Source organism: Rhodococcus sp. IEGM 1318, from assembly GCF_033142465.1.
Lineage (GTDB): Bacteria > Actinomycetota > Actinomycetes > Mycobacteriales > Mycobacteriaceae > Rhodococcus_F > Rhodococcus_F qingshengii_B.
In genome coordinates, this window is the sequence record NZ_JAWLSC010000002.1 from 567,187 (window position 1) to 578,757 (window position 11,571).

The following is an 11,571-nucleotide window of genomic DNA, read 5'->3' on the forward strand; positions in this document are numbered from 1 at the left end:
TCCTGGCCCCGCCGACGCAGACGCCAACGACGGCGACAGCGACAGCGACAGCGGCGGGCTACAGTTCCGCTGCCGGTGTCAGCTCCCGAAGTTCACGCCAGGGGCTGGTGTGGGCGCACCAGCGCTGGGCAGTGAGACCACCCAGGATGCTTGTTGCACCGCGTAAGTGGTGTACGGGAACATCGCCAGGTAGGGCTCGAGTCCTGGGTAGTCCGATACCCACATGCTCGTCGGTTCATCGACGCTGCTGCAGGACGCCAGGACGACGTAGGAGCCGTACGGGATATCGTTGATCGTCTGAACTGTTGTGCCGGTGGGGATCACACCGCTCTCATAGATCGTCTGTCCCGGACCGATCGTCACTTCGATCGGTGGCAGCACTCCGCTGGGCGCGTTCCCGAGCGAGGTGCTGCATTGCAGAGCTCCGCCCGAATTGTTGGTGATGGTGTTGCTCACGGTCGAGTCGGAAGCACTGTAGGCGAAGGTGACGTCGGCAGCGGTGGAAGCTGAGGCCAGCGAGGGAGCGGCCATTGCCAACGGAAGAGCGGCAGCACCGATGAGGGCCGCGCGTGTGATCGAACGCATCGAATCTCCTTCTCGTTCAGCGTGAAAGGTCGTCAGTTGATCTTGGCACGAAACGAGACCATTTGGACGGATTTACCGAAGATTGATGCCTTAGCTAATGACCACAGTTGGCGGCTATCTCAGAATGACTTGGGATGCCGACAAGTTGAATGCCCGTTTCTTCTTCGAGTGCTGGCCACCGATCACCCCGATTCGCGAGCGAATCGACATCGGCCGCTTGCTAGTCACTGGACCGAAATCAGCCTGAAACTCAGAACATTCCGGTTACTCGCAGGGTGATGTTCAGCCTTCCCGATGGCAGACCGATTCCCGGAAGACTACTTCCCGCAATAACTTTCGGCACACCGTGATACGCGAACCGCGACTCTCCGCCGAACACGAAGAGATCACCCGAGTGCAATTCGACGTCGGTGTACGGCTTGTTCCGGTTCTCGGAATTCCCGAACCGAAAGACACAACTCTGCCCGACACTCAGCGAGACGACAGGAGCGTTGCAGCGCTCGTCCTTGTCCTGATGCATACCCATGCGAGCGCCCTCGTCGTAGAAGTTGATCAGCGCGGTGTCGGGTGCGTACCTCTCCCCCTCACTCGGGTCACCGTAGGCAGCGGCAACGGCGGTGCGGCCGAGGTCGACGAGCCAGTCAGGTACCGCCGCAACGGGCGCACCGTTCACGTCGTCGGCCGTGCGGGTGTACTTGTACGGCTGCCAATGCCAACCGAGGCAGACTGTCTGCACCGACATCTTGTGCCCACCAGGAACAACAGCGGAGCGCATCGGCACGGGCGCGGTGGCCCACCGTCGACACTCGGCCACCAAGGTGCGTTGCTGTTCGACGCCGAGCCAATCCGGAACGAGGATCGCCCCCGGCGCCACTTCCAATCGTGGCCGAGGAATCAGAGCGTTCATGGTTTCCACGCTAATCGGTTTCGTAGCATTGACACCCTCCACACGGACTTGTATCGTAATCAACAGATTGGTTGATAAAGGAGATGGTTGACAAGTGATCGTGGATCCAGGGGCAGACGAGCGTCTTGACAAAGCGTTCATGGCGCTCGCCGACCCGGTACGACGGCGGATCATCGCCCGCCTGAGCACCGGTCCCCAAACGGTCAACGAGTTGGCCGAGCCATTCGAGATCACGAAACAGGCCGTCTCCAAACATATTCAGGTACTCGAGACCGCGGGTTTGGTCACTCGCAGCCGCGAAGCCCAAAGGCGGCCGGTACATCTCAACGCCGCAACTCTCGAGGCTTTGACGGCCTGGATCGACCGCTATCGACTGATCCACGAACAACAGTTCCGCAAGCTCGATCACCTACTCAGCACCACACAGAAGGAGACTTAGCCATGGCTACCACCAATCCCGTCACGATCACGGCTCCTGAGGGCGTGCCGTTCATCGACATCACCCGCGAGTTCGACGCACCTGTCAGTGCCGTCTTCGCAGCTCATTCGAATCCCGAACTGGTCAAGCAGTGGCTCGGCCCCAACGGATACGAGATGGAGATCGACGAATACGACTTCGTCAGCGGCGGCCGGTACAAGTACGTTCATCGCAACCCCGAGGGAGAAGAGTTCCGGTTCAACGGCGTGTTTCACGTCGTTCGCGAGAACGAATTTGCCATCCAGACGTTCGAATACGAGGGATTCCCCGACGTGGTCAGCATCGAATCGATCGCGTTCGAGGACCTGGGCAACGGACGCACCCGGCTCTCCGGCCATTCCGTGTATCCGAGCCTCGAAGCGCGGGACGGAATGATCGAGAGCAATATGGAACTCGGCGTCACCGAAGGTTACGAACGCCTGGACAAGATCGTCGCGCAACTCTGAGCACCTGCTTGCCAAAACCTCCGCAGTGAAAGGCAGTTTCATGGACTGGACCCTCGAAGTAGTCGTCGTTCCCGTCAGCGACCTCGACCGTTCGATCGAGTTCTACCGCGACAAAGTCGGTTTCGACCTCGACCACCACACCGTGAACGAACACATGACGGTTGCCCAGCTCACGCCGCGAGGTTCGGGCTGCTCCATCGTCATCGGCAACCTGCCGTCGCAAACCGAGATGGCCCCTGGTTCACTGAAAGGCTTGCAGCTGGTGGTTGCCGACGCTGCAGCGGCTCGGCAGGAGCTCATCGACCGCGGCGTCGATGCCAGCGGGGTCACTGTCTTCGATGAGCGTGACGGTGGCACTTTCTTCGGGTTCTCGGACCCCGACGGTAATACCTGGGCTGTCCAGCAGCTGAAGGTACGCGGAGAGAAGCCGCTCATTCCGAAGGAGTACCGCGACCGCTTCGGCGCGTAAAGCCCGCCTTCCACGCTGCGTAGTCTTCGGGCATGCAGACAGCGCAGGGGCGATAGCCGGCCGCAATCGCGGTCGGCTCGTCCGCGAAGAACACTCGACTGGCGACATAGCCACCACGCGCGATTGCCTGCGCCGCCCCTCGACAGTCGAGTCGGCCGTAGATCTTCGTTTTCCGGTGCCCGCCAAGCGCACCGGGCGTCGAACTCTCGTGGGGTTTGTTGCGGGCGTCGCGGAGTATGTACGTCCTATTCGGCATCGTGAAGCACCAATCCCAACGTTCGACGCGTGCCGGAGTGCACCACGCTGACACCATGTCGTACAGGGGCTCTGGACCACCCCCGCGAACTCTGCACCGGTCGATCCCGCGTGGTGAAGATCAACGCGTGACCTTGCTCGAGAACTGTCACCGTCCCTTTCGACTGGGCGCGCGGCCGCTGTTCCACGAGCAAGAACTCGCCGCCGGCGTGATCGATGCTAGGTCTGTCGAGCCCGATCACGACTTGCAAGGGAAACACCAACTCTCCGTACAGATCCCGATGCAGTGCATTCCAGTCACCAGGTCCGTAGGACAGGAGAATCGGTGTAGGGCGATTCTGACCGGCGTCGTGACACTGATCGATCCATTCTTCGAAAGAATCCGGCCACGGTGCACCCTCGCCCAGCTTGAACGCCCACTCCCGCGCCACGGGCAGCAGGTGTCGGTAGAAGGCGGATCGCATAGCCGTGATCGGCTCCGGTACGGGATCACCGAAGTACCGGTACGCCCCCTGGCCGAAGCAGTATCGAGCCATGTCGATGGTGCTCCGGAACCGGTCGACGTCCGAGTACCAGGAAACAATTTCGCGGCACTCCGACTCGTCGAGTATCGGCGCCGTCTGGGCACACCCACTGGAGTTGATTCCCTCGATCAGCGCAGGCCAATCGAGGGAATCAACTCGAGCAGACAGATCGGTGAAGAGGTCCATACGTCGTAGACGACGCGGCGGTCAGGAATGTGAGAATGCCAGCAGCTGGTCAGCCAGATCGTTGTACGTACGGGCGATCCCGGCATAACTGAGCACGGGTTCCGGATTCCAGGTCCCGATCTTCCCCGCCTTCACCGCGGGCAAGTTGGACCACGCAGGATTGGTGCCGAGTGTATCCAGTTGCAAACTGGACGGGCGATCGTCAAGGAAGATCATGTCGGCCGGATAGTGGTCCGCCATCTCCCAAGCCAGTTTCTCGACGTAGACCGACGACCCCTCGGCCGGATCGACGACGGCAAGGCCCAATCCCGCCAGGTCCGCGAGGATCGGGAATCCCGAACGACTGACACGAATCGTGTCCGGATCTGCGGAAGCGAACAAAACCTGTGAATTATTCAGCGAAGAAGCAACTTCGGAGATCCGCGCACGCGCAGCGTCGTAGTCTTTTCGCTGAGCCTCCATATCCTGGTCCGCCCCGAGTTCCACGGCCAGTTCCACGATCTCTTGCACGGTTCTGTCGATGGTTCCTGCTGCCGTTTCCACGAACAGTACTGTCGACAAGCCTTTCACCGCATCCAAGTTCGCCTCGTCGAGTAGTGCTGAACCACGCAACTGAGGGACTATGACGACGTCCGGCTCCAGCGCAGCGACCTTCTCGAGTTCCACTTGTCCCCAGAGCTGCCCGACCATGTCGGTCTTCGAGAAATCCAAATTGCCGGAGATGCTGGTGTCCGTTGATCCCGGTGATCGTGTCAGCGCCCCGAAAACACCGACAGGCACCAGTCCGTAATCCCACAGAGCGCCCGCGATACCGGTGTAGGTGACAAATGTCCTTGGCGGTGAATCCAATTCGATCAGATTGCCGCGATCATCGGTGAAGGACCAGCCTGCATCGCCTTCACCCCCGGCGTCTGCAGCCGAACGCGAGCAACCGGCCGCTGCCAGCGCAGCAGCCAATCCTGCTGCAGCGCCGAAGAACTTGCGGCGATTCCAGTCCATCTCGAGACGCCTGTGCGGTCGTGGAGTGAACAGCGTGGTCATGTGTGTGCCCTTTCGGCGATTGGTTGAACTGTTGCAGGAGTTGGCGAACGAGAAAAGAGAAGGATCGATCCAAAACCCGTGAGCATTCCGACGCCGGCACAGACGATCAACGGCCATAGCAAGGCAAACTCGTCCGAGCCGACGAAGAGCGAGCCGCACAAAGCAATTCCGGCAGCAAGCCCGAATTGGCGCGACGAGTTGGCTGTTGCCGAAGCCGTCCCGGCGCGCTCTGCCGGGGCGTCCGACATCGCGGCATTCGGCAACACCGGTGACACCATGGCCGAACCGACACCGGCCAGAATCAGTCCGGCGATCAGCGCCGGCCAGATCGGCGTGACGAGAACGTACAACATGGCCAGGCAACCGATTCCGCAGAGGATCGTCCCGAATCCGAGCGAAAATCGAAGATCGACTCGCTGAAGTCGTGATCCACCCAGCGCCGATACGAGGACAAAAGCGAGCGGTTGAATCGAGAGCACAAGTGCGGCCGTCGACGCCGACAGTTCCAACCCGTTCTGCAGCCACAGTGATAGAACTACGAGCGGGCCGTAAGCCGCAAGGTAGTACCCGAAAGCAGCGACGAGAACTCCGTCGAATTTCAGGGATCGGAACAAGGCCGGATCGAGCATCGGACTGCTGCTTCGACGCTGCCAGGACACAAATGCCGTCAGCGCACCGATTGCGATGAGGAAGGCAAGAGCTGTCGACGACGAAGCCCACCCGATGTCGCCGCCCCACGTCACGCCGAGAACCCCGGCAACGGCAGCGAGGGTGAACAAAACCATTCCGGCCCAGTCGATATTGTCGTCGCCGCGCTCACTGTCGGCGAAACAGAACACAGCCAGTGCGAGCGCCACTGCGGCCACGGGGATTCCGAAATAAAAGACCGCACGCCAGTCGAAGAACTGCGTCAGCAGCCCTCCTGCAATATTCCCGATTCCTGCCGCCAATCCGGCGACGGTGCCCCACGCGGCAAAGGCGACGTGACGATCACGTCCCGAATATGCGTCGCCGAGCAGAGGCAGGAGCGTCGCGAACATCGCCGCACCGGCAATTCCTTGCGCGCCACGAGCTGCGACCAGAGCCGTGACGTCCGGAGCAACAGCGCACACGGCCGTCGCAACCAGGAACACGACCAGGCCGCAGATGTAGAGGCGTTTGCGTCCCCAAGCATCACCGAGTGCGCCCATGCCCACAAGAAGCGCGGCAAGAGCCAGCGTGTAGGCGTCGACGACCCAGGACATCGCACCCGTACTGCCGTCCAAACCGACTGCGATAGCCGGCACCGCGATCGTTGTGATCGTGGCGTACGTCAGTAACAAGAAAGTTCCGATGCATGCGGCGATGAGCGGCAGCCATCGTCGTGTCGACATGGTCAACCTCCGAATAGGGCGGTAAGTGCGCCCTAACTATGGAGGTTCAAGTCAACTTGAAGTCAAGGGCCGATTCGACGCGAATGTCGAGTTGCTCGAGCAACCACGGACACTGCATCGGACGCTCCAGCCGACACGTCAGGTGATGCTCGAGAATCAGTTTCGCTCGTGTAGCGGCGGCGATCTGCGCCTCGAGTGTCGACACTTGATCCGCGAGAACCGTGGAGAACTGCTCAGACGTGGTGTCGGTTTCGATGAAGGAGCGCACCTGGTCCAAGGACATCCCAGTCTCGGTATACATCCGGATCAATGCCAGCCGGCGCAGCTCACGCTGCCCGTACCAGCGTTTGCCGCCAGTTCGCGACCGCGCGGACAGCAGTCCTTCAACCTCGTAATACCGCAAGGTCGACGCCGCGATTCCGAACGATTTTGCAACCTCGCCGATCGGGATCAAGTGCTCACGCATTCACCGATCGTAGGCTGAATGCGTAGGCGGTTCCGGCAGTTATGTGTGACTTGGCATACTAACTAACGGAAGGGGTCGCGTAAGTGATCTCACGGCAAAATGCTGGATGCGCTCGTTGAACGAGGGAGAGCTGTGCTGGATCCAACGCGACCTGTCGGGCCGTACTCGTCAGGAGTGCCCGCCACTGCCCTCGAAGTCCGCATGCCGGACCTCGAACGCTTCGGCCTCGCCCAGTTGTGGCGTTCCGCGATCATCGCCGTCGTGCTGTCGACGTCCATCATGTTGGCGCTGATCGTGTGGCCTTTCCGCAAGCGTGGACGCACCTGGGCGGATGCTGCCTCCGACGGGATGGTCGACGGCTTCATCGCACTGGGTCCCACCTTCGTCAAGCTCGGCCAACTAGTCGCGTCGTCGTCCGGCCTGTTCCCGGCCCCGGTCGCCAATGCATGCCTGCGTTGCCTCGACGACGTTCCGTCCTTCCCTGCCGAGCAGGCCCGAAGAGTCGTACAGGAGGACCTCGGTTACTCCGTGGACGAACTGTTCGCGAAATTCGACGACGCGCCTCTCGCGGCCGCATCGGTTGCGCAGGTACACGCGTGCGTTCTGCACGACGGCCGAGAGGCAGTCATCAAGATCCAGCGCCCGGACATCTATGCGCGCATGCTGATCGACCTGCGGGCGGCATATTGGGGTGCGAACATCCTCGAGAAGTTTGTCGAATTCCTTCGAATTGCCAATGCCACCGCTATCATTCGCGATCTGCACAATGCCACGATGACGGAATTGAACAGCGCGGTCGAGGCCGACCGGCAAACCACTTTCCGGAACAACATCAGTGCGTTCGGCGACAACAAAGGAGTCACGACGCCGGAGGTCTACTGGGATTACTGCGGTCCCAGAGTCATCTGTATGGAACGCATGCGGGGCGTTCCGCTCGATCGGTTCGTCGCCGGCCCCGACGGAATCGACGAAGCCCGGATGTTGATCCGGCGCGGGGTGAAGGTCTGGCTCGAATCAGTCATCGTTCACGGTCCTTTCCACGGAGACGTACACGCCGGGAATCTGTGGGTTCTCGACGACGGCCGGATAGCAATGCTCGACTTCGGCATTGTCGGTGTTCTTCCGGAAACATGGCGATCGATCCTCTCCGATATGTTCCGCGCGACGATTATCGACGGGGATTTCGCCCGCGTTGCCCGGGGAATTCGATCCTTGGGTTATGCAACCGACTACGAAGTCGACGACGCCCAACTCGGTATGCAGGTCGCCACTGCGCTAGCTCCGATCCTCGGCCGTGATCTGGGTGAACTCAAGCTCAGCGAGCTGATCATCGCGCTGATTCAATTGGGTAAACAGTGGGGTGTTGCGAGTCCCGAAGAATTGGTCCTTTTCGGAAAGCAACTCGGATACTTCGAGAGATATGCAACGGCGTTGGCACCCGGTTGGGTGATCGGACAAGACCTTTATCTGTTCAAGAACGTATTTCCCGAGGCCGTCGCCGAAAAGGCGCAAGAACTCGGCATCACGATGCCTGACGAATAGATTTGTCCCCTATTTCCTTATTCTGCATTCGCCTGTCAGGGTTAGCCTGTAATAACCCACCGGCCAAGGAGCAAATGTGCAGCCACTTTCTGCAGCCCTCCGGCCGGACGAGTCTGAACGATACGAAACGTCCGATCAGTGAGACGGATCTCGAGCCCGTCTCGAACTCTCGAGTAGACAACTGAGGAAGCCGAAGAACAACTCTTACTCAGGAGATACCTTGCGCACTCGTGGAGCCGTCATTCGCCAAGCACCAGGCGCATACGAGGTGGTCGATCTCGTACTCGACTCACCCCGCAGCGGCGAACTCACCGTCAAGATGGTCGCCTCCGGCTTGTGCCACTCGGACGACCACATCGCCAGAGGCGACCACGGCGTAGGTCGCTACCCCATCTGCGGCGGGCACGAAGGCGCCGGAATCGTCGTCGAGGTCGGGCCGAACACCGAAGGGTGGTCCGAGGGTGATCATGTCGTGTTCTCTTTCCTCGCCGCCTGCGGCCGCTGTCGTTGGTGTGCAAGCGGAATCCAGAATCTCTGCGACAACGGCGCCGCCATCATGACCGGCAGCAGGCCAGGCGAAACCTCGAGCTACAGAATGTCCCTCGACGGTCAACCCGTCGCACAAACCTGCGGCCTGTCCACCTTCAGCGAATACACCACGGTCAGCACTCTCTCGGCGGTGAAGGTCGACAAACATCTGCCACTCGACGCTCTGTGCCTGCTCGGCTGCGGCGTCGGAACCGGTTGGGGCGCCGCCGTCAACTCCGCTCAGGTGTATCCCGGGCAGACCGTCATCGTCATGGGCATCGGCGGAATCGGAATCAACGCGGTACAGGGCGCCGCGCACGCCGGCGCCGCCCACGTGATCGCGGTGGACCCGGTCGCTTTCAAGCGCGAGAGTGCATTGAAGTTGGGCGCCACCCATGCCGTGGCCACCATGGAGGAAGCCACCGACATCGCACGCTCGTTCACCAACGGCCAGGGCGCCGATTCCGCCGTCGTCACCGTCGGAGTCACCACCGGAGAACATGTCGCGCAGGCATTCTCGTCGATCCGCAAGGCCGGAACATGCGTCGTCACCGGTCTCGGGAAGATGACGGACGTCGGAATTCCCGTGAGCCTGATGGAACTCACGCTGTACCAGAAGAGAATTCAAGGATCCCTGTTCGGCGCGTCCAATCCCACCGCCGACATTCCCTGGATGATCGATCTCTACACCAGCGGCAAACTCGAACTCGACGGACTGATCACCAACCGGTACACCCTCGACCAGATCAACAACGGTTTCGCCGACATGCATGCCGGTCGCAATCTTCGCGGAATCATCACCTTCTGAGCGAGTTCTCTCCGGACTTTCACTCGAGAGCAAGTCCGGAGAGATCCTCACAACGGCTTCACCAGGCGTTCATGGTGTCCAGGATTTGTCCTCTGGCCATCCACAATTCAGCCGACCAGTACGGCCACGAGTGAATTCCGGCGGGCGGAAAGCTGTACGTCGCTGGGATTCCCAAGGATTTCAGGCGAATCTCGAATGCACGCGCATGAACCCACGAGAGCGCCTCGAGTCCCATACCCGTCGCCGTGTGGAAGTACTCGATCGGCGCAGACGGATGATCATACGGTCCTGGGATTCCGTTGGACGACGAAATGTACATCGACAGTCCGCGAAGCGATTCCGCGTTGACAAACGGGTCGTTGCGAAGCCAGCCTGACGACCACGGCGGGCCCCACATCGAGTCGACGTTGTACCGCCCGGCATCGAACATCGCTACCCTGATCGCTTCACGCATGCCCGGCCCCGAGATGTTGATGTACCCGGACAGCGAGCCCGCGAACTTGAACTGATCACGATGGTGCCCAGCCAGGTTCAATGCCGCGCTACCACCCATCGACAACCCGATGATCGCGTTGTTGGTCGGTGAAACACCGTATCCCGCAAGAAAATCTGGGAGCTCGCGCGTCAGAAACGTTTCCCACCTGTACGTTATCGGCTGGGCGTTGAAGTTCGACGGCGCGTACCAGTCCGTGTAGAAACTCGACTCGCCGCCCACCGGCATCACCAAAGTAATGTTGTCGTTGCGGTACTGATCGAGTGCGTTCGTTTCGAAACTCCAAGCATTCCTGTCATTTTGCGCGCGAAGACCGTCGAGCAAGTACAACGCGGCGTTGCCGCCCCTCGCGGCCCACTGCACCTGAACCTTGATGTTTCCCATCGAAGACGGGACCCACAACTCGTCGTATCCACCCCATGTCGCCGAGTGAGCCGGGCTAGCGCCACGGGCCGGGGAAGCAGTCGCCGCGGTCGGCCCGAACGTACCGCCGAGAAGGAGTATCGACAACAACGCCGCTAGGAGCACCCGCACCCGCCGTGTATTGCGTTCGGGCACCGCGAATTTGATTCTCTGCAAGGTTGTGTCTTTCCCCGAAACTGTGCATGAAGAAACTGCTCCGGTAAGTGCATCGTCGGTTCCACTGTCGACGTGTTTGTCCCTTTCCGGGGGCTCCGGCGTTACAAAGTCGAGGTCATCGCAGCAAACGGACAACTGTCATGCCGAGCGAATCCAGGTGGCGAAAAGCACAATTCACGAAGCACGCTGTCTGCGCTCACTCAGCCGAGCAGCGAAGCGATCGCGTCTCGCCCAGCAGCAGCACAAGCTTGGTCCTGCATTCCGTCTGGAGCGCCACCGACACCGATACCGGCGATCGACCCGGTTCCAGTCTTCAATGTGACTCCACCTGCAAGGAAGAGAGTGCCGGGAAGGTCGGCGATGGTCGATCCTTCGCCTTTGGTACGCTGCGAGAGGTCACTGGTGTCGGCTCCGAAAGCTGCAGAGGTGTATGCCTTCTCGCGTGATGCCTCTACCGTGTGCTGCGCTGCGTTGTCGCCGCGCACCATGGCGATGACATTTCCCGCACGGTCGACGACGGAGACTGTGACGAAGCCGAGACCGTCGGCGCGGCATTTCGCCAGCGCTGCACCGGCAGCCGTCACTGCTGCATCGGCGCTGAGTCGATTCTGAGTGACAACCGCCGAATCTCCGGTCGCAGCAGGCTGCTGCGTGGCAGAAATCGACGTCGTGCTCGACAGGTTCTCCACGGGTGTGTCGGTGCTCGAGCATGCGGCGCTCGCAAGGATCGCGACAACCGGAATGGCGACAGCAAGCGTCCGGGGCAGTCGTGTGTAAATGCGGTAGTTCATGATGGGCACACTTTCAGCCGAGTGGTTCGAAACCGTCCACTACAGCGTCGCGTCTCGGCGAGGGTCCGCACATCGGGCGCTCGGGTGGCGAACAGTGCCC

At 60.7% G+C, this 11,571-nt stretch carries 14 protein-coding genes; 5 read left to right on the forward strand and 9 right to left on the reverse strand.

Annotated elements, in window-relative coordinates; translation table 11 throughout:
* Positions 1 to 78 precede the first annotated feature (78 nt).
* Entirely contained in the window at positions 79 to 585 is a 507-nt protein-coding gene (locus R4P65_RS07000; protein ID WP_317825948.1) for a hypothetical protein, read from the reverse strand.
* 250 nt (positions 586 to 835) lie between these two features.
* Positions 836 to 1,492, reverse strand: coding sequence for an alpha-ketoglutarate-dependent dioxygenase AlkB (locus R4P65_RS07005; protein WP_317825949.1), 657 nt, complete (start codon positions 1,490 to 1,492; stop codon positions 836 to 838).
* Between the two features lie 94 nt (positions 1,493 to 1,586).
* Here R4P65_RS07005 and R4P65_RS07010 point away from each other — a divergent pair, with 94 nt between their 5' ends.
* From R4P65_RS07010 to R4P65_RS07020, 3 genes are read left to right on the forward strand one after another with little or no spacing between them, the layout of a single operon-like run.
* Positions 1,587 to 1,931: a metalloregulator ArsR/SmtB family transcription factor gene (locus R4P65_RS07010; protein ID WP_317825950.1), complete on the forward strand. Its 345-nt coding sequence runs from the start codon at positions 1,587 to 1,589 to the stop codon at positions 1,929 to 1,931.
* Positions 1,932 to 1,933: 2 nt separating this feature from the next.
* A complete protein-coding gene (locus R4P65_RS07015; RefSeq protein WP_317825951.1) occupies positions 1,934 to 2,416 on the forward strand; it encodes an SRPBCC family protein in 483 nt (160 codons plus the stop codon).
* 40 nt (positions 2,417 to 2,456) lie between these two features.
* Entirely contained in the window at positions 2,457 to 2,885 is a 429-nt protein-coding gene (locus R4P65_RS07020) for a VOC family protein (RefSeq protein WP_317825952.1), read from the forward strand.
* Here the strand turns inward: R4P65_RS07020 and R4P65_RS07025 are convergent.
* The 5 genes from R4P65_RS07025 to R4P65_RS07045 are packed head-to-tail and all read right to left on the reverse strand — an operon-like array spanning position 2,848 to position 6,730.
* Positions 2,848 to 3,141, reverse strand: a complete 294-nt coding sequence (locus R4P65_RS07025) for an Ada metal-binding domain-containing protein (RefSeq protein ID WP_317825953.1) — start codon at positions 3,139 to 3,141, stop codon at positions 2,848 to 2,850. The genes R4P65_RS07020 and R4P65_RS07025 overlap by 38 nt on opposite strands.
* Positions 3,131 to 3,850 (reverse strand): 2OG-Fe(II) oxygenase, encoded by a 720-nt coding sequence (locus R4P65_RS07030; RefSeq protein WP_317825954.1) that lies wholly within the window; start codon positions 3,848 to 3,850, stop codon positions 3,131 to 3,133. The genes R4P65_RS07025 and R4P65_RS07030 overlap by 11 nt, the downstream gene beginning before the upstream one ends.
* 21 nt (positions 3,851 to 3,871) lie before the next feature.
* Positions 3,872 to 4,891, reverse strand: coding sequence for an ABC transporter substrate-binding protein (locus R4P65_RS07035; protein WP_317825955.1), 1,020 nt, complete (start codon positions 4,889 to 4,891; stop codon positions 3,872 to 3,874).
* Positions 4,888 to 6,264 (reverse strand): MFS transporter, encoded by a 1,377-nt coding sequence (locus R4P65_RS07040; RefSeq protein WP_317825956.1) that lies wholly within the window; start codon positions 6,262 to 6,264, stop codon positions 4,888 to 4,890. Before R4P65_RS07040 ends, R4P65_RS07035 begins: the two co-directional genes overlap by 4 nt.
* A 46-nt stretch (positions 6,265 to 6,310) precedes the next feature.
* The gene (locus tag R4P65_RS07045; protein WP_230817510.1) at positions 6,311 to 6,730 is read right to left on the reverse strand and encodes a MerR family transcriptional regulator; all 420 of its coding nucleotides are present in this window, start codon (positions 6,728 to 6,730) and stop codon (positions 6,311 to 6,313) included.
* Between the two features lie 132 nt (positions 6,731 to 6,862).
* On the opposite strand from R4P65_RS07045, the gene R4P65_RS07050 reads away from it, so the two are divergent.
* Both R4P65_RS07050 and R4P65_RS07055 read left to right on the forward strand, forming a co-directional pair.
* Entirely contained in the window at positions 6,863 to 8,272 is a 1,410-nt protein-coding gene (locus tag R4P65_RS07050; protein WP_230817509.1) for an ABC1 kinase family protein, read from the forward strand.
* Positions 8,273 to 8,492: 220 nt separating this feature from the next.
* Entirely contained in the window at positions 8,493 to 9,608 is a 1,116-nt protein-coding gene (locus R4P65_RS07055) for an NDMA-dependent alcohol dehydrogenase (RefSeq protein ID WP_317825957.1), read from the forward strand.
* A gap of 58 nt (positions 9,609 to 9,666) precedes the next feature.
* Here R4P65_RS07055 and R4P65_RS07060 read toward each other — a convergent pair whose 3' ends face one another.
* Together R4P65_RS07060 and R4P65_RS07065 are read right to left on the reverse strand one after the other, a co-directional pair.
* Positions 9,667 to 10,671, reverse strand: a complete 1,005-nt coding sequence (locus tag R4P65_RS07060) for an alpha/beta hydrolase (RefSeq protein WP_411742523.1) — start codon at positions 10,669 to 10,671, stop codon at positions 9,667 to 9,669.
* 209 nt (positions 10,672 to 10,880) lie between these two features.
* Complete coding sequence (locus R4P65_RS07065) at positions 10,881 to 11,471, reverse strand: heme-binding protein (RefSeq protein WP_317825958.1); 591 nt, start codon at positions 11,469 to 11,471, stop codon at positions 10,881 to 10,883.
* Between the last annotated feature and the right edge of the window lie 100 nt (positions 11,472 to 11,571).

What these genes read in the sequence shown, in the direction of transcription:
- R4P65_RS07000 (WP_317825948.1), bottom strand. Translation starts at nt 585, where the DNA reads ATGCGTTCGATCACACGCGCGGCCCTCATCGGTGCTGCCGCTCTTCCG.
- R4P65_RS07005 (WP_317825949.1), bottom strand. Translation starts at nt 1,492, where the DNA reads ATGAACGCTCTGATTCCTCGGCCACGATTGGAAGTGGCGCCGGGGGCG.
- R4P65_RS07015 (WP_317825951.1), top strand. Translation starts at nt 1,934, where the DNA reads ATGGCTACCACCAATCCCGTCACGATCACGGCTCCTGAGGGCGTGCCG.
- R4P65_RS07020 (WP_317825952.1), top strand. Translation starts at nt 2,457, where the DNA reads ATGGACTGGACCCTCGAAGTAGTCGTCGTTCCCGTCAGCGACCTCGAC.
- R4P65_RS07025 (WP_317825953.1), bottom strand. Translation starts at nt 3,141, where the DNA reads ATGCCGAATAGGACGTACATACTCCGCGACGCCCGCAACAAACCCCAC.
- R4P65_RS07030 (WP_317825954.1), bottom strand. Translation starts at nt 3,850, where the DNA reads ATGGACCTCTTCACCGATCTGTCTGCTCGAGTTGATTCCCTCGATTGG.
- R4P65_RS07035 (WP_317825955.1), bottom strand. Translation starts at nt 4,891, where the DNA reads ATGACCACGCTGTTCACTCCACGACCGCACAGGCGTCTCGAGATGGAC.
- R4P65_RS07040 (WP_317825956.1), bottom strand. Translation starts at nt 6,264, where the DNA reads ATGTCGACACGACGATGGCTGCCGCTCATCGCCGCATGCATCGGAACT.
- R4P65_RS07045 (WP_230817510.1), bottom strand. Translation starts at nt 6,730, where the DNA reads ATGCGTGAGCACTTGATCCCGATCGGCGAGGTTGCAAAATCGTTCGGA.
- R4P65_RS07065 (WP_317825958.1), bottom strand. Translation starts at nt 11,471, where the DNA reads ATGAACTACCGCATTTACACACGACTGCCCCGGACGCTTGCTGTCGCC.